This window comes from Apilactobacillus micheneri, from assembly GCF_006493595.1.
In the GTDB taxonomy this organism is placed as follows: domain Bacteria; phylum Bacillota; class Bacilli; order Lactobacillales; family Lactobacillaceae; genus Apilactobacillus; species Apilactobacillus micheneri.
Genome location: NZ_QUBI01000006.1, coordinates 1 through 23,199 on the forward strand (window position 1 = coordinate 1; position 23,199 = coordinate 23,199).

General features: G+C 31.8%; 20 protein-coding genes and 1 tRNA gene. 3 read left to right on the forward strand and 18 right to left on the reverse strand.

The window, feature by feature from the left end; all coding sequences use genetic code 11:
• The 3 genes from DY123_RS06350 to murB all read right to left on the reverse strand — a co-directional run.
• Positions 1-1,017, reverse strand: a 1,017-nt coding sequence (locus tag DY123_RS06350; RefSeq protein ID WP_181401248.1) for a transposase, incomplete at its 3' end; no start/stop codon positions are given.
• 221 nt (positions 1,018-1,238) lie between these two features.
• The gene (locus tag DY123_RS06355; protein ID WP_140934569.1) at positions 1,239-3,209 is read right to left on the reverse strand and encodes a cation:proton antiporter; all 1,971 of its coding nucleotides are present in this window, start codon (positions 3,207-3,209) and stop codon (positions 1,239-1,241) included.
• 14 nt (positions 3,210-3,223) lie between these two features.
• Positions 3,224-4,102 carry a UDP-N-acetylmuramate dehydrogenase gene (gene murB, locus DY123_RS06360; protein WP_140924388.1) on the reverse strand — a complete coding sequence of 293 codons (879 nt, stop codon included), beginning with the start codon at positions 4,100-4,102 and terminating at the stop codon, positions 3,224-3,226.
• A 105-nt stretch (positions 4,103-4,207) separates the two neighbouring features.
• Here murB and DY123_RS06365 point away from each other — a divergent pair, with 105 nt between their 5' ends.
• Entirely contained in the window at positions 4,208-4,744 is a 537-nt protein-coding gene (locus DY123_RS06365; RefSeq protein WP_140924390.1) for a 3'-5' exonuclease, read from the forward strand.
• A gap of 23 nt (positions 4,745-4,767) precedes the next feature.
• On the opposite strand, the gene DY123_RS06370 is transcribed toward DY123_RS06365, so the two are convergent.
• The 12 genes from DY123_RS06370 to gap form a co-directional block, all read right to left on the reverse strand.
• Positions 4,768-5,277: a GNAT family N-acetyltransferase gene (locus tag DY123_RS06370; protein ID WP_140924392.1), complete on the reverse strand. Its 510-nt coding sequence runs from the start codon at positions 5,275-5,277 to the stop codon at positions 4,768-4,770.
• Positions 5,277-5,744, reverse strand: coding sequence for a tRNA (adenosine(37)-N6)-threonylcarbamoyltransferase complex ATPase subunit type 1 TsaE (gene tsaE, locus DY123_RS06375; RefSeq protein ID WP_105964915.1), 468 nt, complete (start codon positions 5,742-5,744; stop codon positions 5,277-5,279). Before tsaE ends, DY123_RS06370 begins: the two co-directional genes overlap by 1 nt.
• A gap of 12 nt (positions 5,745-5,756) precedes the next feature.
• Entirely contained in the window at positions 5,757-6,728 is a 972-nt protein-coding gene (pta, locus tag DY123_RS06380) for a phosphate acetyltransferase (protein ID WP_140936464.1), read from the reverse strand.
• A gap of 19 nt (positions 6,729-6,747) precedes the next feature.
• Positions 6,748-7,437 carry a uracil-DNA glycosylase gene (locus DY123_RS06385; RefSeq protein ID WP_105964917.1) on the reverse strand — a complete coding sequence of 230 codons (690 nt, stop codon included), beginning with the start codon at positions 7,435-7,437 and terminating at the stop codon, positions 6,748-6,750.
• Positions 7,438-7,530: 93 nt separating this feature from the next.
• On the reverse strand, positions 7,531-8,004 hold the full coding sequence (gene smpB / locus DY123_RS06390) for an SsrA-binding protein SmpB (protein ID WP_105964918.1): 474 nt from the start codon (positions 8,002-8,004) through the stop codon (positions 7,531-7,533).
• Positions 8,005-8,032: 28 nt separating this feature from the next.
• Positions 8,033-10,360 (reverse strand): ribonuclease R, encoded by a 2,328-nt coding sequence (gene rnr / locus DY123_RS06395; RefSeq protein ID WP_140924396.1) that lies wholly within the window; start codon positions 10,358-10,360, stop codon positions 8,033-8,035.
• Between the two features lie 141 nt (positions 10,361-10,501).
• Positions 10,502-10,741 carry a preprotein translocase subunit SecG gene (gene secG / locus DY123_RS06400; RefSeq protein ID WP_105957082.1) on the reverse strand — a complete coding sequence of 80 codons (240 nt, stop codon included), beginning with the start codon at positions 10,739-10,741 and terminating at the stop codon, positions 10,502-10,504.
• Positions 10,742-10,843: 102 nt separating this feature from the next.
• Complete coding sequence (locus DY123_RS06405) at positions 10,844-12,370, reverse strand: ClC family H(+)/Cl(-) exchange transporter (RefSeq protein ID WP_225426768.1); 1,527 nt, start codon at positions 12,368-12,370, stop codon at positions 10,844-10,846.
• Between the two features lie 106 nt (positions 12,371-12,476).
• Positions 12,477-13,796 carry a phosphopyruvate hydratase gene (gene eno / locus DY123_RS06410; RefSeq protein WP_105957080.1) on the reverse strand — a complete coding sequence of 440 codons (1,320 nt, stop codon included), beginning with the start codon at positions 13,794-13,796 and terminating at the stop codon, positions 12,477-12,479.
• 103 nt (positions 13,797-13,899) lie between these two features.
• Entirely contained in the window at positions 13,900-14,655 is a 756-nt protein-coding gene (gene tpiA / locus DY123_RS06415) for a triose-phosphate isomerase (RefSeq protein ID WP_108983013.1), read from the reverse strand.
• Positions 14,656-14,806: 151 nt separating this feature from the next.
• Positions 14,807-16,021, reverse strand: coding sequence for a phosphoglycerate kinase (locus DY123_RS06420; RefSeq protein WP_140924398.1), 1,215 nt, complete (start codon positions 16,019-16,021; stop codon positions 14,807-14,809).
• A gap of 158 nt (positions 16,022-16,179) precedes the next feature.
• Positions 16,180-17,190, reverse strand: coding sequence for a type I glyceraldehyde-3-phosphate dehydrogenase (gene gap / locus DY123_RS06425; RefSeq protein ID WP_105964923.1), 1,011 nt, complete (start codon positions 17,188-17,190; stop codon positions 16,180-16,182).
• Between the two features lie 254 nt (positions 17,191-17,444).
• Between gap and DY123_RS06430 the strand changes: the two genes are divergently transcribed.
• Positions 17,445-17,516: transfer RNA gene (locus DY123_RS06430), tRNA-Arg, on the forward strand.
• Positions 17,517-17,609: 93 nt separating this feature from the next.
• Positions 17,610-18,203: an ATP-dependent Clp endopeptidase proteolytic subunit ClpP gene (clpP, locus tag DY123_RS06435; protein WP_105964924.1), complete on the forward strand. Its 594-nt coding sequence runs from the start codon at positions 17,610-17,612 to the stop codon at positions 18,201-18,203.
• Between the two features lie 54 nt (positions 18,204-18,257).
• Here clpP and whiA read toward each other — a convergent pair whose 3' ends face one another.
• The 3 genes from whiA to uvrA all read right to left on the reverse strand — a co-directional run bounded on the left by whiA (position 18,258) and on the right by uvrA (position 23,189).
• Positions 18,258-19,211 (reverse strand): DNA-binding protein WhiA, encoded by a 954-nt coding sequence (gene whiA, locus DY123_RS06440; protein ID WP_108982933.1) that lies wholly within the window; start codon positions 19,209-19,211, stop codon positions 18,258-18,260.
• Between the two features lie 2 nt (positions 19,212-19,213).
• Positions 19,214-20,212, reverse strand: a complete 999-nt coding sequence (mgfK, locus tag DY123_RS06445) for a gluconeogenesis morphogenetic factor MgfK (protein ID WP_140924400.1) — start codon at positions 20,210-20,212, stop codon at positions 19,214-19,216.
• 121 nt (positions 20,213-20,333) lie between these two features.
• On the reverse strand, positions 20,334-23,189 hold the full coding sequence (gene uvrA, locus DY123_RS06450; RefSeq protein WP_140924402.1) for an excinuclease ABC subunit UvrA: 2,856 nt from the start codon (positions 23,187-23,189) through the stop codon (positions 20,334-20,336).
• Positions 23,190-23,199: the final 10 nt, after the last annotated feature.

The following is a 23,199-nucleotide window of genomic DNA, read 5'->3' on the forward strand; positions in this document are numbered from 1 at the left end:
ACGGTCATCACTTTTCCATTTACGACTTTGTTCTTTTAACATTGTTCCATAGGGAATTAAAGGAATGTGATTAGTTAGTTTATCTTCCATAAAACGATAGTTACTTTCAGATCCATAACCAGCATCGGCAACAATATATTTACCCAAACTATTATTCTCAATTTGTTTATTTAAGAATGGAATTAAAGTACGAGTATCAGTGGGATTTTGATAAATATCAAAATTAGTTATGAATTGTCCACTAGTAGCAATTTGTAGATTATAAGCAGGTTTAAGTTTTCCATTTAACATAGGATCTTCCTTAATACGCATAAAGGTAACATCATGATCAGTCTTAGAATAACTATTACGATTAGCAAATATTTTATTACCTTTTTTGATATTCCATTTGTTTACATTTACGAAAACGAAGTTTCTTTTAATGGATTTTAACTTACGACGATTTTGTTTATTGGGATTAGGTGATACTTTTTTATTCTGTTTAATTTGATAATTTAAATCAGCTAAACAATTCTCTAAATGAATAATAATTTCATCTAACTCACTTGTTGAAATGTCAGAGTTATCTGGAAGTTTACCTAAATATTTAACATCATTCATGTCATGTAGTAATTTTATAATCGCTTCGCGATTTAATTTATCGAATCTGATTATATTTTTACGCCAAACAAAAGAGTACTTATTAGCATTAGCCAATATTTTAGTTCCATCAATAAACGTTATATCATCAATGTGCTTATTTTTTCTTAAAATATTAACTATACTCGACATACATTTACTAATTAAATCTTCTGCTTCATCGGAAACCCTAAAACGACAAACTGTTCGATATGATGGAAAAGAACTATGTGTTAACCAACGTGCAGGTAGATTTTCTTCAGCTAGTGCACTTATTTGTCTACTACTGAAAATGCCTTTAGAGTAGGCAAATAAGGTTAATTTCAAAAGGCGACCGCAGGTCGTACTTTCTTGGTCGACCAAATATATATTTTCCTTTAAAATCAATTGTTTCAACAATTTGATCTATAATTTTAACTTGATGATTATCTTGGGGTTGCCAATTATTAATATTTAAAATATAATTACTCATTGAGATTTCCTTTCGTTGGGGGAATTTATTGAAACGATATCGGTTGTGTCGATATCGTTTTTATTATACATAAATAATGCTCGTTGGAAAACTTACATTCCAACGAGCATTATTTTTTCAGAGACTTATGTCACAGCCCCTTTATATTTTATGAATCTAATTCAAGATTTTCAAGATAATTAATTTCTTGTCTTAAATCAGATGCTGTTTTCCAATCGATCTTTTCATCATTAAGTAATTCTTGAATAGCTATTCTTTGAGCACCTAATGCTCTAACTCTAATTTTACGATACCTTGCATCATAATTAATTGGGCTTGTTTTCAATGCTTCATTATAGTTTAAATATTCATCAATTATCGTTTCAACAACATCTTCATCATATTTATTATAAAGTTGTTTTAAGTTTTCAATTGTATAACTATTTATTTTAATTAGTATTTTACGCATTTGTTTATTAATCTCTTCATCATTATTTTGCTTGAAGAGCCATAGCTTTAAAGTTTGGTATGATGATACCAATTCTAATTTAGCATTAGATTGATTAGACTGATTCAAATTTTTAATTTCACGATGATTAATTTCATAATTAACTGCATTAATCATTTTTTTAGAAATTTGTCCTTGAGCCATTAATTTCTTAATTGCTACTTTTTCATATTTGATTGCTGCAAGACGAATATCTTTTTCCATTTTACTAATATGTGTCATGGAAAATTGCTTAATAATCATCTGATACTGATCAATAATTACATTACTAATATGCTTATCTTCTGCACTATGTTTTTTAATACTATCAATAGCAAAATTCAACATATAAATACGAGTTTTACCCTCATTCCAATAGTTATTGTTATTGTACTCAATAACTTGATTATTATCACTAGGAATCAAAGGTAATATTATAACTGCAGCAAGTAAACTTAAAATAATTACGATTGATGCAATAAATAAAATCAAAGCACGATCTGGAAATGGTATTCCTTGATTAGTTACAAATGGTATGGATAACACACCAGCCATTGTGATTGCACCTCTAACCCCTGATAGTCCTGCAATAACGGCAGTTTTAATATCAATTGGAGCAAATCTATGTTCAGAAATAAAAGTAGTAAAAGCTTCATATATCATAATCCAAGCAATTCTAATAATTAATAAAACTAACCAAGTTATAATTGCATATCCAATAGATATCCAAGTATTAAACTGCATGCTTTTAACTACAGTTCCCATTGCAAACGGAACTTCAATTCCTAATATTATAAACACGATTCCATTCAATAGATAAATAATAACATCCCAAGTATGTTCACTCATTATATCTAATTCAGCAGAAGAAGCATTGGACTTTGATGATTTTAAGTGATAAATAATTCCTGCAGTTACAACAGCAATTACTCCTGAAGCATGAAATACTTCTTCAGCTAACATATATATTAGAAATGGCGATGCTATTTGAGAAACAATGTTAAATGGAACATTCGTTAAACCTTTTTCGTATAAAAACTTACGAATAAATAAAATAAATAGCATTGTTATAATTCCAATAACACCACCAACAATGCTAATGTAAAAGAAATCAGTAACTGCACCTTTTAAAGAAAAAGAGCCATAGACGGTCGCAGCTACTGCATATTTAAATCCAATTAGTCCACTAGCATCATTAATTAAGCTTTCACCATTAACCAAGTGTAAAATATTTTTCGGTAATTTAGCCTTTTTAGCAATTGATTCAACTGCAATAGGATCAGTTGGTGACAAAATTGCAGCTAGAGCAAATGCAACTGGTAATGGCATTGATGGAATCATTTTATAAATAACTAATCCACCTAATATCATTGTTATAAACACTAACAATATAGAATTAGCAAAAATGGGCCATCTTAATTCCCATAAATCATCTTTTGGGAAACGCCGACCATCATTAAAAAGTAAGGGGGCAATAAACAACAATAAAAACCAGTCACTACTTAGATGAATGTTAAAGCCAAATATAACGGCTAATAGACATCCCAAAGTCACTTGAATAAGGCTATCTGGAATTACTGGAACATAATGATGAATTATATTAGACGATAGCAGAATAATTGTTAGTAGCAAAATAATTTCAATAAGTTCCATATAAAATTAACTCCTTATTTATCTTCTCCAATAATTCTAACTTCAGTTTCTAACTTAACTCCTTGCTTATCATAAACAATTTTTTGAACATGATGAATTACATTAAGATAATCAGTAGCACTTGCGTTACCAACATTTACAATAAAGCCTGCATGTTTAATAGATACTTGAGCACCACCAGATTGATAACCTTGTAATCCAGAATCATGTATTAGTTTACCAGCAAAATACCCTTTAGGTCTTTTAAAAACACTCCCACAAGAAGGTAATTCTAGTGGTTGTTTTGAAGATCTCAAAGAATTAAAGTGATCCATTTTAAGTTGAATATCATTTTTATTGGCATGCGTTAATTTAAAAGTTGCTTGTAAAACAATGTCATTATTATCTTGAATGGAACTATGACGATATCCAAAGTCTAATTCATCATGTTTGATTATCTTTATTTCATTATTTGGTGTTAAGGCAACTATACTATCAGCAATTTGATCAGTTTCACCACCGTATGCTCCAGCATTCATAAATATTGCCCCACCTACACTACCGGGAATTCCTGCTGCAAACTCAGCACCTGATAAGCTGCTCTTCTGTGCAGCTATCGTAACATCAATATATGCTGCACCAGCATCAGCAATAACCAAATTATCAGTAGTTTCAATACTATTCATATCAGTTAACATAATTACTAGGCCGCGAATACCACCATCTTTGATAATTAAATTACTTGCGTTCCCGAGAACTGTAATTGGCAAATTTTCATAATTAGCCAATTGCAATAATTCTTGAACTTCATCAATAGATTTTGGAAAAGCTAAGAAATCAGCTGGACCACCAGTTTTTGTAAATGTATATTTTGATAATGATTCATTCTTTAATATTTTTACTTTTTCTTTCATAAATATCAATTTCCTTAATATATTTTATATTTTAATTTTAACACGATAAAAGACTTTGTTACCATGTTATACTTAAGTATAAATTTTATATTAAGGAGTTTATAAATGAATTTTACTGCAATTGATTTTGAAACAGCTAATAATAAACGTGCAAGTGCATGTTCATTAGCAATAACAGTAGTAAGAAATAATAAAATTGTTGATGAATTTTATACGCTGATAAATCCAGAAGTCGAATTTAATTGGCGAAATATCAAAGTTCATGGGTTACATGCAGAAGATGTTGCTGATGCACCTACTTTTCCAGAAATATGGCCAATTATTAATCATTTCTTTAGTCATGAAAAACTGGTAATTGCACATAATAATTCATTTGATAATAGTGTTTTAAAGAATACCCTATTAAGATATGATTTAATTGTCCCTAAATATCTGACTTTAGATACTGTAAAAACTTCAAAATACTTTTTCCCAGAATTTGAAAACCATAAATTAAATACTGTATGTGAAAATATGAATATTGATTTGCATCATCATCATAATGCGTTAGATGATAGTTTAGCATGTGCCAATATATTGATTAAACAACAAAAAGAATTTGGCAATGATGCAATCAAACAATTCATTAAAGTAAAAAAATAATCTGCTTAATTAATTTAAGCAGATTATTTTTTTACTTTTATATTCATTTCATAAGTAGAATGATAATTTTCATGAATATTAATTAAACGTTTTTTAGAAAATATAAAGCCACATTTCTGATATAGATGAACAGCCGCATGATTCCTTTTCTCTACAATTAATGCAATTGTAGACAAATTACTATAACTGGATCCCCAATGAATAGCTTCTTTAACTAAATCAGTGCCCAATCCATAGTTCCAATATTTTTTAATGATTGCTATGCCCAATTCGCCTAAATCTGAATCATCTAGATTTTGGACAGTTACTAAACCGATAATTTTATCTAAATACTTAGCTAATAAGATGACATTCCCACAAGTTTGATTAACTAACATGATTTGTTGTGCCTGTTGTTGCACACTCATTTCACCAAGTTCTGGATCAATCGTGAAAGTATCAGATTCAGTTTTTAATTGTTCCAATAAATTAATTAAATTTTCAGCATCTTCAGGCATTGCCAAAGTAATATTTACATCAATTTTATTTTCCATTATTTTTCAAGATAACTTTCTTTAATAATATTATTAAAGTGTTCACCTTTAGGCTGAAAATCAATTGTACGATAATTATCACCCTTAGAATCATCACGTTTAAAAATGATTTTAAGATAATCACTAGGTAATTCATTTTCAATAAAATTAGACCATTCGATGACGTTAATACCATCACCATTAAAATATTCTTCTAAGCCTAATTCATCCCCACTGCCATCGTCTAAACGATATGCATCCATGTGATACAAAGGTAAGCGTCCATCTTGATATTCTCTAATAATTGTAAATGTAGGACTTTTAATATTTCTTTTAATCCCAAGTCCTTCAGCAAGTCCCTTAGTAAAAGTAGTCTTACCAGCACCTAAATCACCGTCTAATAAAATGACATCTTTAGGTTTTAAATAATCAGCGATTTTTTTACCATAACTCATGGTTTCTTCTGGAGTATTAACGTTAAACTTCATATATTAACCTCCTTATTTTAGAGATTGTGCAGCAGTAATAATTGAAACATTGTAAACGTCTTCAGCATTACAACCTCTTGATAAATCTGAAACTGGTTTAGCCATTCCTTGTAAAATTGGACCAAATGCTTCAAATCCACCTAAGCGTTGAGCAATTTTGTAGCCAATATTTCCTGATTGTAATTCTGGAAATACAAATACATTGGCGTTTCCTGCAACTTCAGATGTAGGTGCTTTCTTCTTTGCCACTTCTGGAATAAGCGCAGCATCAAATTGTAGTTCACCATCAGATGGACAATCTAATTCATCTTGAGCCATCTTAGCAGCTTCTTGCACTTTAGTAACCATTTCACCCTTAGCTGAACCCTTTGTAGAAAAGCTTAAAAATGCAACTTTAGGATTGATTCCAAACATTTTAGCAGTCTCCGCACTTTGTTTAGCTACCTCAACCATGCCAGCTGCATCTAATTCCAAGTTAATCGCACAGTCAGCAAATACATAACGAGTATCTCCTTTTTGCATTAAGAAAGAACCAGAAATTCTACGCATCCCTTTTTTAGTTTTAATAATTTGTAATGCTGGTCTAACTGTATCTCCAGTAGCATGTGCTGCTCCAAAAACCATACCATCAGCCTTACCCATATAAACTAGCATTGTTCCAAAATAATTTTCATTATTTAACCATTCTGATAATTGTTCACGGGTGTTTTTACCATTGCGACGTTCTTCTAAAGCATCTAACATTGCTTCATATTCATCTTTAGGATAATCATTGATATCAATGATTTGTACTTTACTTAAATCAGCACCATTAGCATGCTTTGAAATATCAGTGTTATTTCCTAATAAAATAGGTGTAATTAAATCTTCAAAAGCTAAACGTGCAGCTGCTTCAATAATTCTTTCATCAGATCCTTCGGGAAAAACAATTTTTTTATTTTTTCCCTTAATATCATTTCTTAATCCATCAAATAAATTGCTCATATAAAAGCCTCCTAATAAATTATTTCATTGATACATGTTCTGGTAATTGCCAATCAATTGGCTGTTCTCCCAATGCTTTTAAAGCATCATTAGTCTTAGAAAACGGCTTAGAGCCAAAAAATCCGCGATATGCAGACAATGGACTAGGATGAGCAGATTGAATGACAATATTAGTATCAGTATTAATTAGTTTAATTTTAGAACGAGCTGCTCCACCCCACAATATAAAGATAACGGGTTCTGGACGTGCTGATAACTTTTTAATTGCAGCATCTGTCAACTGTTCCCAGCCTTTACCTTTATGGGAAAAAGCTTGGCCATTTCTAACTGTCAAAACAGAGTTTAATAACAAAACTCCTTGTTTAGCCCATTTTTCTAAATAGCCATGATTAACTGGCTTGATTCCTAAGTCATCTTGTAATTCTTTATAAATATTACGTAATGAAGGTGGTAACTTAACACCTGGCATAACTGAAAAGCTTAATCCATGAGCTTGATTAGGTTCGTGATAAGGATCTTGACCTAAAATAACCACTTTCACTTTACTAAATGGTGTCCATTCAAAAGCTTCATAAATTTTACCAGCTGCTGGATGAATATCATAGTGATTGTATTCATTAACTAAAAATTTTCTTAAATCTTGGTAATAACTTTTTTCAAATTCTGGTTGTAAAACTTCCCACCAATCATTATGAATAAAAGGTTTCATGTCTAAACACCTCGCATTAATTTTATCACAATTAATATCCAAATTACATTTACAAAAAAGCACTTCCAAAATAGGAAGTGCTTTTATTTATAGTTAATAATGTTTCATTACACGAGAAATTTCACGTTGTTGATCACGTTTTTTAATTGTATTTCGCTTATCATACTCATGTTTTCCTTCAGCAACACCAATTAAAACTTTAGCAAAGCCACGCTTAATATACATTTTTAGAGGAATTAGAGTGATTCCTTTTTTATCAGTTTCACGTGCTAATCGTTTAATTTCTTGTTTATGCAAAAGTAGCTTACGATTACGTAACGGATCATGATTAAATTGATTACCTTGTGTATATTCACTAATGTGAACATTCATCAAAGTAGCTTGTCCATTACGAATCTGAGCAAACCCATCTTTTAAATTTACTCGATGTGCTCTAACAGACTTAATTTCAGTTCCTGTTAAAGCAATTCCTGCTTCGTAAGTTTGCAAAACACGGTAATCATGTCTGGCCTTTCTATTTTGAGCCATTAGATTAGCGTTTTTTGCATTTTGTTTCTTCTTAGCCATTTAAAATCACCTCTAAGATCTAGGATAATTAACGTTTATGGTTAGATCTTCTATGATTGTTTTTATGATTATCGTTTCTGTTAGAACGTTTACCGTTGAATTTGCCGCGACCCTTTTTATCGCCGTTACGACGATTACGTCTATTGCCACCGCGAGAACCATTATTCTTATGTTCAGGTCTTAATTTAGACATTGGTGTATCCTGTGGATTTACAATGTCGAAATCTACCGCACTTTGGTCAACATCAACATTAACAACTTTAACACGAACTGGTTGTCCAATACGGTAAGTACGATGTGTATTACGTCCAACTAACGCTAAGAATTTTTCAATATATTCATAGTAATCATCTTTCATACGACTAATATGAACTAATCCTTCTACCGTATTTGGCAATTCAATAAACATTCCAAATTTCAAGACTGAACTAACCGTTGCATCAAATTCTTCACCAACATGATCAGCCATGTATTCAGCTTTCTTCATTGCATCAGTATCACGTTCAGCATCTACTTCACGACGTTCACATTTAGATGAATGTACTGAAATTTCTTCCAGTAAGTTACCATATTTTTCTTTAGCTGCCTTACCCATTCCATTATCTTCGTAATGATGAATCAAACGGTGAACCATAGTATCAGGATATCTTCTAATTGGTGATGTAAAGTGAGTATAGTATTCAGCACCTAATCCAAAATGACCTAATGGTTGGTCAGTATATCTAGCTTGTTTCAAACTACGCAACATCATAACTGATACTGCAGCTTCTTCAGGCTTACCAGCAACTTTCTTTAGAACATTTTGTAACATCTTAGGTTTTAAGTGATCTGGATCACCCTTAATATCAATACCAAATGCACTCAAGAATTCAAAGAAGTTTTTAACTCTTTCACCATCAGGAGTTTCGTGGACACGATAAATAAATGGTACATGCTTTTGACAATAGTTCTTTGCAACAGTTTCATTAGCAGCTAACATAAATGATTCAATCATTTTTTCTGCTAAACCACGGACACGAACTTGAATATCAATTGGGTGTCCATTATCATCAACGATAATTTCTGCTTCATTATCATCAAAATCAATAGCACCACGACGGCGACGTTGTTTATATAATATTTTGTGTAGTTCACCCATAGTTTTAAACATTGGAACTAAACGGGAGTACTTTTCTTTAGTTTTTTCGTCGTCTGATTCCAAAATGTCATTAACAGCTTTATATGTCATTCTAGCAGTTGATTTCATAACACTAGGATGAATACGATGTTTAACAACATGTCCTTCAGGATTAATTTCCATGTCACAACTCATACATAGTCTTAATTGTCCTTCATTCAATGAACAAATACCATTAGATAAGCGACGAGGTAACATTGGGATAACTCGGTCAGTTAAATAAACTGAAGTTCCACGTTTATATGCTTCTTCATCTAATAAACTACCTGGTTTAACATAGTGTGATACATCGGCAATGTGAACACCTAAATGATAGTTACCATTTGGTAATTTCCATGCAGTAACAGCATCATCCAAGTCTTTAGAAGATTCACCATCAATAGTAACTAAATCTTGATCAGTGATATCTTCGCGACCCTTCATTTCTTCTTCACTAATTTCCTCTGGAATCGCATCCGCTTCTTGTAAAACATCTTCTGGAAATTGTGATGGAATATTATGAGCATACACAATTTGTAAAATATCGATACCTGGATCGTCAACACTACCGATTACTTCTTTAGCAATTCCTACCATGTAATCAGGATGATCTTCATTTGGGTATTCAGTGATTTCAGCGGTAACAACTTCTCCTGGTGTTGGTTTCAAACCTACACCAACAACATAGAATTTATAGTTAATTAATTTCTTTTCTTTTAACTTAACTTGACCAATATATCCTTGATCATCATCAGTACGAGTAAATTCACCAACTACTTGTTCATAATTTCTTTCAATAATGTCTACAATTTTACCTTCAGGACCCTTACCTGAATTTTGGTCACCTTTTCTTACAATTTTGATTTCAACAGTATCACCATTCATTGCATTCATAGTATTTCCAGGAGCAATAAAGGCATCATCTAAATCATCATCATAATTAACAAAACCAAAACCTTTGGGGTTTGAATGAAAAATACCTTCTAGTTTTTCATTTTCTTCATTAAATTTGAAGTTACCTTCTTCGGTAACAATTACAGTTTTTTCTCTTTCCAAGACAGCAAGTGTTTGCACGATGAGAGTAAATGCATTAGCACCGTGATAGCCTAGTTCATCAGCAATTTCTTCAACCGCAAATGTTTGACTAGGAAACTTGTTTAAAACCGCTTGGACTTCATTTTTTAAATTATTATCTTCCAATATCGATTCCTCATTAATTTATTATTTTTGAACTTAATCAAATTCCGTCATACTTCTATAAGTCATTTTAACATTTTTATACTATCTTTTATTAAATAAATATAAAAAAAGACCCTGTAAATTTTACAGGAGTCATTCCTTTTAATGCGATGATAGCCATACTAAGGCTAATGCAGACGCAAAAAAGATAATTAATAAAACAACAGTAACCTTTTGCATAAAGGCTTCAAATCCACGAGGCTTTGAGCCAGCAAATAAGTCATCAGCTCCACCACTCAATGATGACATTGCATCATTATTGGTTTTAGCTGGTTGCATTAATACGGCAATGATTATTAAAACACTGTCAATCCAAATTATATCCATTAATAAATTATACAATTCGTTGCCTCCTACCTAAAATAGGTTTTAAATCAATAATTGATAGCTTTACATTTTAGTTTATCATATAAAACAATTCTTTCCAATTAGTAATAAATTTTATTAACTATTAGTTACCAGTTTATCCATAAAATAATGTACGTAACCGCGATTATTATAATTGGTCGATATTTTCAAATTATCCCCTGCTTTAATGACTGTAGATCCATTAGGAATAATTTTTTCATCATTACGACCAATTGAACTTAAAATCGTGTCTTTAGGCCAAGTAATTTCTTTAACCATTTTACCATCAATTTTACATCCTACAAATACCGAATAATTAATTGTAAATAATCCACCAAGATTACTTTGCTTTTGTGGACTTAATAAATTATCTAGCATCTCATCATAAATTGGCTTGCTATTCATTAAATCAGAAACCACGTATGCAACTAATGTAACAAACGATAAAGCCATTAAGTTCTGCAAAGAACCAACCATTTCAGTAATCAATAATATGGCAGTAAAAGGTGATTTACTAATACAAGCAAAATAAGCACTCATTGAAACAATAATAAAATTAACAAATAAATATGATGGCATTAAATTAAAATTAATTAATGCTTTTGCATATAAAGCACCTAAAATAGCACCTAAAGAAAGCATTGGTAAAAATATCCCCCCAGGGGTGCCAGTACCATACGAAATGGTTGAAAAAATAAAGCGTAATACAAAATAAAATAGCAAAATTGATATTAATGGTGATTGCTTAGCAATCATTAAAACTAATGTACTTCCACCACCAGAAACTTTAGGAACAAACATTTCAATTGGTATTACTAATAGGAAAGGAAGTATCGAAAAAATCCATTGTGGCAGAAATTTACTTTTAGCATACCATTTACTAATGTTAATAGTAAAAAATTCATACATTTTACCAAAAATGCCTAAAAACATTCCTAAACCAATCAAATAAGGATATATGTGTAATGGAATAACATGAAAATATTGCATATGTAAAACTGGTGTTTTTCCAAAAATAGCTGTTGAAACAAAATTAGATGCAACTGCTGCTGACAATGCAACAGTCCAAACTAAAGTAGAAAAATTATGATAAATTTCTTCTAAAACAAATAAAGTACTAGCAATAGGCGCATTAAACGCTGCAGATAATCCAGCTGCTGCACCACCAGAAATCATTAGCTTTCTATCAACACCAATTTTGTGAGTGATTTTAGCTATTCCTTGCGCTAAGGTAGCACCTAGCTGAATTGATGGCCCTTCCCTTCCAAGAAATAAACCACTGGAAATAGATAAAACACCACCAATAAATTTTTTTATAAATACAGGTAGCCATTTATAATCAATTTCTCCGGCGAGTTGACCCTCGACTTGTGGAATCCCTGATCCTTTAATATCAGAATTAGATAATATTAGTTGATAAGTAATAATTGCAAACATTAAATTAATAGCTATTAATAATATTAAAGATAAAAAATTATGATTAGCATACATAGCTATTTTTAATAATATTCCAGATAAGGATTCAATTAATATTCTAAAAATGCTAATAAAGAATCCTACTAAAGTTCCAATTAAAGCTCCATATAAAACTGATTTGAAGCGTTTAATATTATCATTTTTCAAGTCAATTACCCCTTAAAGTATAATAATTTAATCATACCATAATTAAAATAAAAAAAGCATTAAACATAAACATGCCTAATGCTTTTTATTATTATGAATAACAAAATTATTTGTTAATAATATTGTTACGTGCTTCTTCACTTAGGTTGTAGAATGAGTGTACACCTTTGTATTGAGCAACTGAACCTAATTGGTCTTCAATTCTCATTAATTGGTTGTACTTAGCGATACGTTCGCCACGACTCATTGAACCAGTCTTAATTTGACCAGCATTCATAGCAACAACTAAGTCAGAAATTGTAGTATCTTCAGTTTCACCAGAACGGTGTGAAATGATAGCTGTGTATCCAGCTTCCTTAGCCATTTGTACAGCATTAACAGTTTCAGTTAAAGTACCGATTTGGTTAAGTTTAATTAAGATTGAGTTTGAAACGCCCATCTTAATACCCTTACGTAAGTAATCAGTGTTAGTTACGAATAAGTCATCACCAACGATTTGAACTTTCTTACCTAAGCGCTTAGTAGCCATTTGCCAATCTTCCCATTCGTTTTCATCCAATGGATCTTCGATGGAAATAATTGGGTATTTGTCTACTAATTGTTCTAGTAATGTAACAAATTCATCAGCAGAGTATGATTTACCATCACCTACTAAGTTGTACTTTTTAGTATCAGCATCATAAAATTCTGATGCAGCACAGTCAAATGCAATTGATACATCTTTACCTGGCTTGTAACCAGCACGTTGGATTGCTTCTACTAAGATTTCAAATGGTTCTTCATTGTTCTTCAAATCAGGAGCAAAACCACCTTCGTCACCTACAGCAGTTGAGTAACCCTTTTCGTTTAAGATAGCCTTTAAGTTATGGAATGTTTCAGAACCCATACGGATAGCTTCTTTAACAGTTTCAGCACCAACAGGCATAATCATAAATTCTTGGAAGTCAACCTTGTTATTAGCATGTTCACCACCATTGATAACGTTCATCATTGGAGTAGGTAATACGTGAGCATTAAAACCACCAAGATAGTTATATAATGGAACACCTAATTCATCAGCAGCAGCACGTGCAGCAGCTAATGAAACACCTAAAATAGCGTTAGCACCTAACTTACCTTTAGTAGGTGTACCATCTAATTTGATCATAGCTTGGTCAATAGCTAATTGATCAGTTACGTCATAACCAACAATTTCTTTAGCAATAATGTTATTAACGTTGTTAACAGCCTTAGTAACACCCTTACCCATGTAACGGTTCTTATCACCATCACGTAATTCAACGGCTTCGTGTTCACCAGTAGATGCACCTGAAGGTACGATTCCACGACCCATTGCACCTGCTTCAGTATATAGTTCTACTTCAACTGTAGGATTTCCACGAGAATCTAATACTTCTCGAGCATAAATATCTGAAATAATTGACATTTTATTCTCTCCTTAATGAAAGTTGTTACCTCAGAATCAAGGCTACTTTCATTTTATTATTTTAAAGACAAACTTTCAACACAAACTCCTTATAAAAAGCGAATTATTTTGAATAATTAACAATTTTTAGAAATTCTTTTGGCTTTAAACTAGCAGTTCCTGCTAAAACACCATCAACATCTTTTTGTTGCATCAATTCTTGTACGTTTTTGTCATTAACGCTACCACCATACAATATTCTAACTTTACTGGCCACTTTTTCGTCATACAGTTCGGCAATCGTTTTTCTAATTAAACAACAAGCTTCTTGTGTTTCTGAAACACTAGCAGATTTACCAGTTCCAATTGCCCAGCTAGGTTCATATCCAATTACTACATTTTGTGCATCCTTAGATGAAACCCCATTCAATGATTCTGCAACTGGATTAACTACCCAGTCCATATGATCATCAGTTTTTTGTTTGGTCATCGTTTCATCACAACAAATAATTGGAATCATATGGTTTTGTAGTACAGCTTTTACTTTTTTATTTACGGTTTTATTGGTCTCATTAAAATATTTACGCCTTTCTGAGTGGCCAAGCATAACATAATTAACCCCCATCTCAGATAAAGCATAAGGACTAACTTCACCGGTATAAGCTCCTTTATCTTTATAGAAGCAATTTTCAGCAGATGATTTTAAAGGACTATTTTTACAATATTTAGTTAAAGTCTCTAAAAATATTGGTGATGCTGCAATTGCACACTCAACTTGGTTACTATCAGGTAATTTGTTAGTAATTTGATCTAAAAAGCTATCAGCTTCTTCAAGAGTTAAATTCATTTTCCAATTACCCACTATGAAAGGAGTCCTCATTATTATTTCCCCCTCAATATTTAATAAAATTAAATATTAATCTTTATAATCAATAATACCACTCAGGTAAAATAAATTAAGTAATTCAATTTTATCATAAATAAAAAAAAGAGTTCGATATAAAATATCGAGCTCTTTTAGAAAAAATTCTTTATTTATCAGTAATTGCAGCAATACCTGGTAAAGTTTTACCTTCCATGTATTCTAGTGAAGCTCCACCACCAGTTGAAACGTGTGATAATTTATCAGCAACGCCTAATTGGTTAACAGCAGCAGTTGAATCACCACCACCAACAACAGTAGTAGCATCTTTTAATTCACCTAAGAATTTACCAATAGCTAGAGTACCTTTAGCAAAGTTACTCATTTCGAATACACCCATAGGTCCATTCCAAACTACTGTTTTAGCATCTCTTAATACATCTTCGAATAGTTTGATACTCTTAGGACCAATGTCTAAAGCCATTTGACCATCAGGAATATTATCAGTAACAATTTCAGTAGGTGCGTCATTCTTGAATTCAGGAGCAACTACAGAATCAATAGGTAGGACAATTTTGTCGCCACCCTTTTGTAAGATTTCTTTAGCAGTATCAATCTTGTCTTTTTCAACAAGTGAGTTACCAATTGAGTAACCTTTGGCAGCATAGAATGTATAAGTCATTCCACCACCGATAATAATCTTATCAGCTTTACCTAGTAAGTTATCAATAACACCAATCTTATCAGAAACCTTTGCACCACCAAGAATGGCAACAAATGGACGTTTAGGATCGTTAACAGCACCACCAATAAACTTAATTTCTTTTTCAATTAAGAAACCAGCAGCTACTGGTTTATTATTAGCTTCCATTGCACGTGCAATACCAACATTTGAAGCATGTTCACGATGAGCAGTACCAAATGCATCATTTACGAAGCAATCACCTAATGAAGCCCAGTATTGGCCTAGCTTAGGATCATTTTTGGATTCACGTTTTACGTTTTCACCGTCAACAACATCTTCATAACGAGTGTTTTGAACTAAAACAATATCGCCATCGTTCATATTGTTAACAGTATCTTCTAGCTTTTTACCTTCTGTTTCAGGAACAAAAGTTACAGGTTTATTAATTAATTCAGATAACTTTTCAGCAACTGGACGTAATGATAATGCTTCTTTGTCATCTTCACTCTTAATACGACCTAAGTGAGAAAATAACACAGCTTTACCACCATGTTCAATTACATATTTGATTGTTGGAATAGCACCAACAATACGACTAGTATCACCAACAACGCCATCCTTAACAGGAACGTTGAAGTCGACACGCATTAAAACTTTTTTGCCATTTAAATCTAAATCAGAAACAACTGTCTTAGCCAATTTAGACTACCCCCTCAAAAAAATTGTTATTATAAATCACATATTAAATATAATTCATTTAGCTTCTTTTTTAAAGAATAATGAAAAATATTTTATAAAAAATGGAGGAGGCAAATGCCTCCTCCACCTTTTTTTGCTATAAAAGCATTAATTTAATATTAAAGTTCAGCAAAGTGTAGTAAAGTACGAACCATGTTGCAAGTAAAGCCCCATTCATTATCGTACCAAGCAACAGTCTTAACTAATTGAGTGTCACCATTTGCTGTGATTTCAGTTTGACCTGGATCAAATACTGAACCATGTGAATCATCAATAATATCAGTTGAAACAATTGGGTCTTCAGTGTAACCGAAGGCATCATTGTCTTTAGCATATTTCTTCATTGATTCATTGATTTCATCAGCAGTAACATTCTTGTCTAATACAGAAACTAATTCTGTTAATGAACCATCAACAACACCAACACGTTGTGCGTGACCTTGTAAATGACCATTTAATTCAGGAATTACTAAACCAATAGCTTTAGCAGCACCACTTGAATGAGGAATAGTGTTTACTGAAGCAGTACGGTTGTTTCTGAACTTCTTACCACGAGGGCCATCTAAGATAGCTTGAGTAGAAGTAAAGGCATGAATAGTTGTCATAGTACCGGCTTTAAGACCAAAGTCTTTGTTTAAGAAGTAAGCCATAGGTGCTAAACAACTTGTAGTACATGAACCAGCTGAAACAATCTTGTCATCTGAGTTCAATGTATCTAAGTTAACACCAGGAACAACAGTCTTAATTTGACCAGCAGGAGCTGAAATCAAGACACGTTTTGCACCAGCGTCTAAGTGAGCTTGTGATTTTTCTTCTGAAGTGTAGAAACCTGTACATTCTAGTACGAAGTCAACACCATCATTTTTAACCCATGGAAGGTCAGCGGCATTCTTTTCAGCGTAAACTGGAATTTCCTTACCGTCAACAACAATTCCTTTATCAGTTGATGAAACTTCACCAGGGAATTTACCATGTGTTGAATCATATTTTAATAAGTAAGCTAACATTGAAGGAGTTGTTAAATCATTGATAGCAGCAACTTCAATTTCATCTGAGTTTAGTTCGTTGATACGTTTGAAAGCCAAACGACCAATACGACCAAAACCGTTAATACCAATTTTTACAGTCATAACTGTTTTCCTCCTAGAGAAATAAATTTAAGTACTACGTACAGAGGTAATGTTACTACTTTTTCAAGTGATAGTCTATAAAATAGGCTAACTAATTTAAAATAATTTTCATTATTAATTTATAATAATTATTTGTAAATAAAATAGCATTAATCTCTACAAATTCAGTATATCAATCGTGTTTTTACTTTGCAAATCAACAGTTAAAATAGTTATCTTGAATTTTATAGCTTATTCATTTATAGTAATTTTATGCACTTGTAGTGTAATGGATAGCACGTAAGATTCCGGTTCTTAAGTTAAGGGTTCGATTCCCTTCAAGTGCATTATATTAAACAAATCGTTTGACCTTGATTGACCAATAATATAGAATTGGTTACAGCTTTTTAAAATGAAATTAATTATGGGGAGGAAACAATATGAATTTAGTCCCAACAGTCATTGAACAATCATCTAATGGTGAACGTGCATATGACATTTACTCAAGATTATTAAAAGATCGTATTATTATGTTATCAGGTCCTATCGAAGATAATATGGCAAATACAGTAATTGCCCAATTATTATTCCTTGATGCCCAAGACTCTGATAAAGATATCTACTTATATATAAATTCTCCTGGTGGTGTTGTAACTGCCGGAATGGCAATTTATGATACTATGAAATTTATTAAAGCAGATGTTCAAACCATTGTAATGGGTATGGCTGCATCAATGGCCAGTGTTTTAGCTTCTTCTGGTACTAAGGGTAAACGTTTTGCTTTGCCACATTCAGAAGTATTAATTCACCAACCATCTGGTGGTGCTCAAGGTCAACAAACCGAAATTGAAATTGCTGCTGAATCAATTCTAAAGACTCGTCATATGATTAATGAAATTTTGGCTGAAAATTCTGGTCAATCAATTGAAAAAATTAATCATGACACTGAACGTGATCATTACTTAAGTGCTCAAGAATCAGTTGATTATGGTTTAATTGATGCAATTATGAAAAATAGTTCAGAAAAGAAATAAATAATATAAATTATTGTTAATAAAAAAGCATCTGGAATTATTCCAGATGCTTTTTTATGTTTCAGCTGCTTCCTCTGCAGCCTCTTTCTTAATTCTATCAGCAAACTCATTTATTTTTCTTAAACGATGATTAATCCCTGATTTAGAAATACTGCCATCAGGTAAAGAATCACTTAATTCTTTTAAACTAACTTCTGGTTTTTGAATCCTAGTAACCGCCACATCATAAAGTTTTTTGGGTAATTGTTTCAAACCAACTGTATTAGCTATATATTGAATGCTTGTTAATTGTCTTGTGGATGCATTGGCAACCTTATTCATATTAGCATTTTCACAATTAACTAAACGATTAACCGAATTACGCATATCACGCATAATTCTTACATCTTCAAATTTTAACATTGCGTTAGTGGCACCAATTAATTGTAAGAAATTAGCAATTTTTTCGGCTTCCTTTAAATAAGTTATATAGCCACTTCTACGTTCAGTAGTTCTAGAATTAAGACCATAATTATTCATCATTTCAGAAATCATATCATTATGTTCTTCATATAATGAATATATTTCTAAATGGTAACGAGAAGTTTCAGGATTGTTAACAGATCCACTAGCTAAAAAAGCTCCTCTTAAATATGATCTTACTTGAGAATCACTTTTTAAGAGTTCAGTTGGAACTGTTTCAACAATTTGATAATTATCGAATATTTTTAAATCATCAAGAATCTCCTTAACTTGATACATAATTCTTACTATATAAATGTTATTTTTATTTAACTTCATCTTCTTACGAACAACTAGTTTACTTTCCACATCGTAGAATTTCAAAATCAAACTATAAATTCTACGCGCAATTGCAGGATTTTCAGTTTGAATATTTAATAACACTCTATTTGAAGATAGAGAAATTGAACCATTCATTCGAATTAAGGCCATTAATTCGGCCTTAGCATTTTTCTTATGAACTTCTAAAGTGGTTAACTCTTTTTTTACTTCACTTGCATATGACATTATTAATCACTCCAATCTTTATTGTTTATTAGTTTAATTAAAGTATCAGATACTAATTTTCCATTATGAAAGGCACAATCATCAGATAATTTTAAAAAGTTATCTTGAATGACTTTACAATGTTGTTGTTCAAGGCCAACTTTATCATGGGTAACTTGTTTAGATATTTCATTCCATTTTATTTTATCAATATAGTTATTAGGAATTGATGCATTGTTTACTAAAACAACATCAATAAAATTACATCCCAAATGACGATTTAAAACTTTTACATGATCAGCATCGGTAAAGTGATCAGTTTCACCCTTTTGTGTCATGATATTACATATATAAACTACCTTAGCTGGTGAATTAATAACAGCATATCCCAAATTTTCAATCATTAAATTCGGTAAAATACTAGTAAATAAACTGCCAGGTCCTAAAACAATTTGATCAGCATTCATAATCGCATCAATTACTTTTTGATTAGTTTTAGGATGCTCATCGCTATTAATATTTTCTACCCACACATGTTTAATATTTTTATCAGCATAAGTAATCTCATATTCACCAGCCATTTTGGTACCATCATCAAACTCAGCACATAATTGTAAATCTTGACTAGAGGCCGGATAAACGTGTCCATTAACTTTCATCATCTTACTAATAATTTCAACTGCATTATCAACTCCATTTTTCATTTCTGTTAGAGCTGCAATAATTAAATTACCAATTGAATGGCCGGATAAAAATTCATCACCGTTATTAAAACGGTATTGAAATAAATCTAAGTCTAACTTAGGTAAGTCTGACAAAGAAACTAATACATTACGAATATCACCTGGAGGTACCACATCCATATAATTGCGAATTTTACCAGAAGAACCTCCATCATCGGCAACTGTCACGATAGCTGTAATATCAACATTTTTTTCTTTTAAACTTTTTAGTATAACTGGTAGTCCGGTTCCACCACCGATAACTACAATTTTAGGACGGTTATTTAAATCATTACTCATTAAATATTCCCGCCTTTCTTTAATAATTTATTCGTTCAATATAATAACTCATGATATTTTAACACACATACCCGGGTGTGTCATTTATAAATAAAATAAAAAAAGAGTCCGAGACTCCTTTTTATTTTTTATTCATTTTAGTTCTTTTGGTATCACGTTTTAAAACAGGAGCTAAATATTGCCCAGTATAACTATCCTTTTGTTTAATAATTTCTTCAGGAGTTCCAGTAGCAATAATATTACCGCCACCTTCACCACCATCTGGTCCTAAATCAATTATATTATCAGCAGTCTTAATAACATCCAAATTATGTTCAATAATTAAAACTGTATTACCTTGATCGACTAATTCATGTAGAACCACTAATAAACGCTTAATATCATCGGTGTGTAACCCAATAGTTGGTTCATCTAAAATATATAAGTTATTACCAGCTGATTTTTTGTATAATTCAGCAGCTAATTTCATTCGTTGTGCCTCACCACCAGATAAAGTTGTGGCTGATTGACCTAATTTAACATAACCTAAACCAACTTCATCAATGGTTTTAAGTTTTCTTGTAATTTTAGGCATTGCTTCAAAGAATAATAAAGCTTCTTTAACTGTCATATCCAAAACATCAGCAATATTTTTCCCTTTATATTCAACTTCAAGTGTTTCATTATTATAACGTTTACCATGGCAAACTTCACAAGGTACATAAACATCAGGTAAGAAATTCATTTCAATTTTTAAAATTCCATCACCATGACAAGTTTCACAACGACCACCTTTAACATTAAAACTAAAACGGCCCTTTTGATATCCCCTTAATTTAGCTTCGTTAGTTTCCGCAAATAATTCACGGATATCATCAAAAACACCCGTATAAGTAGCAGGATTACTACGTGGTGTTCTACCAATTGGGCTTTGATCAATATTAATTAACTTATCAATATTCTTATAACCTGAAATAGATTTATATTTACCAGGCTTTTCTGAATTATTGTTTAGTTTTTGCGCTAAGGCTCGTTTCAAAACACGATTAATTAAAGTTGATTTACCAGAACCAGAAACTCCAGTAACAACATTAAACTCACCTAATGGAATATCAACATCAACATTCTTTAAATTATTCTCTGCAGCACCCTTTACTTTAATGTGCTTTTTATTCCCTTTTCTACGTTTCAATGGTACTGGAATAAATTTCTTTCCAGATAAATATTGACCAGTCAAAGAATTATCATTGTTGGCAATTTCTTTTGGGGTTCCAACAGCCATTACTTTACCACCATTAGCACCAGCACCTGGCCCAATATCTACAATATAATCAGCAGCTTCCATTGTATCTTCACCATGTTCAACTACCACTAAAGTATTGCCTAAATCACGCATTGATTTTAATGAGCTAATTAAACGATCATTATCACGTTGATGCAATCCAATGGATGGTTCATCTAATACATATAAAACACCCGATAAGTTAGAACCAATCTGAGTAGCTAAGCGAATTCTTTGTGATTCACCACCAGACAAAGTTCCTGCATTTCTAGACAATGTTAGATAATCTAAACCAACATTTTTTAAGAAAGACAAACGATCAATAATTTCTTTTAAAATTGGTTTTGCAATTACGGTATCTTTTTTGCCAAATGTTAAAGATTTAAAGAATTCTAATTCTTTATTGATGTCTAGATTAGTAACTTCACTAATATTTTCGCCATTAATTTTAACGCTTAAAGCTTCACGATTTAAACGTAAGCCATGACAAGTTTGACATGTTAATTCTGTCATATATTTACGCATTTGTTCACGGGTGAAATCACTATTAGTACTATGATATCGACGATCGATATTATTTAAGACACCCTCAAATGGTGCATCAGTATCACGTACACCACCGAAATTACTATCAAAGTGAAAATGAAATTCTTTTCCTTTAGAGCCTTTTAAAATAATATCACGTTGCTTCTTAGGTAATTTTTTGAAAGGCGTATCCATATCAATTTTAAAAGCATGGCAAGCTTGATCCAACAAGCTTGGATAAAACTTAGAACTAATTGGGTTCCATGGTTCAATTGCGCCTTCCTTTAGAGTTTTATTCTGATCAGGAATAACTAGACTTTCGTCTACTTCTAATTTCATTCCTAATCCATCACAATCAGGACAGGCACCAATTGGAGAATTAAATGAAAATAAACGAGGTTCTAATTCGCTAATGGTAAAACCGCATAAAGGACATGCATAATGTTCTGAAAAAATAAGATTATCTCCATGTCCCATTAAATCAGCGACTGCATACCCACCACTTAATCTTAGCGCAGTTTCTAGAGAATCAGATAGTCTTGACTTAATGCCATCTTTTACAATAATTCGATCAATAACAATATCAATATTATGACGTTTATTTTTCTCTAATTCTACTCCATCACCTAATTCATGGACTTCACCATCAACACGATAACGAACAAAGCCTTCCCTTTGAATCTTTTCAAAAGTCTTTTTGTGTTGACCGCGTTCTTCACGTACGACTGGTGAAAGAATTTGTAATTTAGTACGTTCTGGTAATGCAATAATTTCATCGATCATTTGATCAATGGATTGACGAGTAATCTTAGTTCCATCGTTAGGACAAATAGGAGTTCCAACACGAGCCCATAGAAGTCTAAAATAATCATTAATTTCAGTAACGGTTCCTACAGTAGAACGAGGATTATGAGAAGTTGTTTTTTGATCAATCGCAATTGCTGGACTTAATCCCTCAATAGAATCCACATCTGGCTTATCCATTTGGCCTAAAAATTGTCTAGCATACGATGATAAACTTTCAACGTAACGACGTTGTCCTTCAGCATACAAAGTATCAAAAGCTAAAGAACTTTTACCAGATCCAGATAGTCCTGTCATTACCGTTAATTTATTTTTAGGAATTGAAACATTAATATTTTTTAAATTATGGGCACGAGCACCCTTAATAATAATTTTATCGTTTGGCAAGAAATCACTC

What these genes read in the sequence shown, in the direction of transcription:
- gap (WP_105964923.1), bottom strand. Translation starts at nt 17,190, where the DNA reads ATGACTGTAAAAATTGGTATTAACGGTTTTGGTCGTATTGGTCGTTTG.
- DY123_RS06370 (WP_140924392.1), bottom strand. Translation starts at nt 5,277, where the DNA reads ATGGAAAATAAAATTGATGTAAATATTACTTTGGCAATGCCTGAAGAT.
- DY123_RS06365 (WP_140924390.1), top strand. Translation starts at nt 4,208, where the DNA reads ATGAATTTTACTGCAATTGATTTTGAAACAGCTAATAATAAACGTGCA.
- DY123_RS06385 (WP_105964917.1), bottom strand. Translation starts at nt 7,437, where the DNA reads ATGAAACCTTTTATTCATAATGATTGGTGGGAAGTTTTACAACCAGAA.
- whiA (WP_108982933.1), bottom strand. Translation starts at nt 19,211, where the DNA reads ATGTCATATGCAAGTGAAGTAAAAAAAGAGTTAACCACTTTAGAAGTT.
- eno (WP_105957080.1), bottom strand. Translation starts at nt 13,796, where the DNA reads ATGTCAATTATTTCAGATATTTATGCTCGAGAAGTATTAGATTCTCGT.
- pta (WP_140936464.1), bottom strand. Translation starts at nt 6,728, where the DNA reads ATGAGCAATTTATTTGATGGATTAAGAAATGATATTAAGGGAAAAAAT.
- mgfK (WP_140924400.1), bottom strand. Translation starts at nt 20,212, where the DNA reads ATGAGTAATGATTTAAATAACCGTCCTAAAATTGTAGTTATCGGTGGT.
- smpB (WP_105964918.1), bottom strand. Translation starts at nt 8,004, where the DNA reads ATGGCTAAGAAGAAACAAAATGCAAAAAACGCTAATCTAATGGCTCAA.
- tsaE (WP_105964915.1), bottom strand. Translation starts at nt 5,744, where the DNA reads ATGAAGTTTAACGTTAATACTCCAGAAGAAACCATGAGTTATGGTAAA.
- clpP (WP_105964924.1), top strand. Translation starts at nt 17,610, where the DNA reads ATGAATTTAGTCCCAACAGTCATTGAACAATCATCTAATGGTGAACGT.
- murB (WP_140924388.1), bottom strand. Translation starts at nt 4,102, where the DNA reads ATGAAAGAAAAAGTAAAAATATTAAAGAATGAATCATTATCAAAATAT.
- tpiA (WP_108983013.1), bottom strand. Translation starts at nt 14,655, where the DNA reads ATGAGGACTCCTTTCATAGTGGGTAATTGGAAAATGAATTTAACTCTT.
- DY123_RS06355 (WP_140934569.1), bottom strand. Translation starts at nt 3,209, where the DNA reads ATGGAACTTATTGAAATTATTTTGCTACTAACAATTATTCTGCTATCG.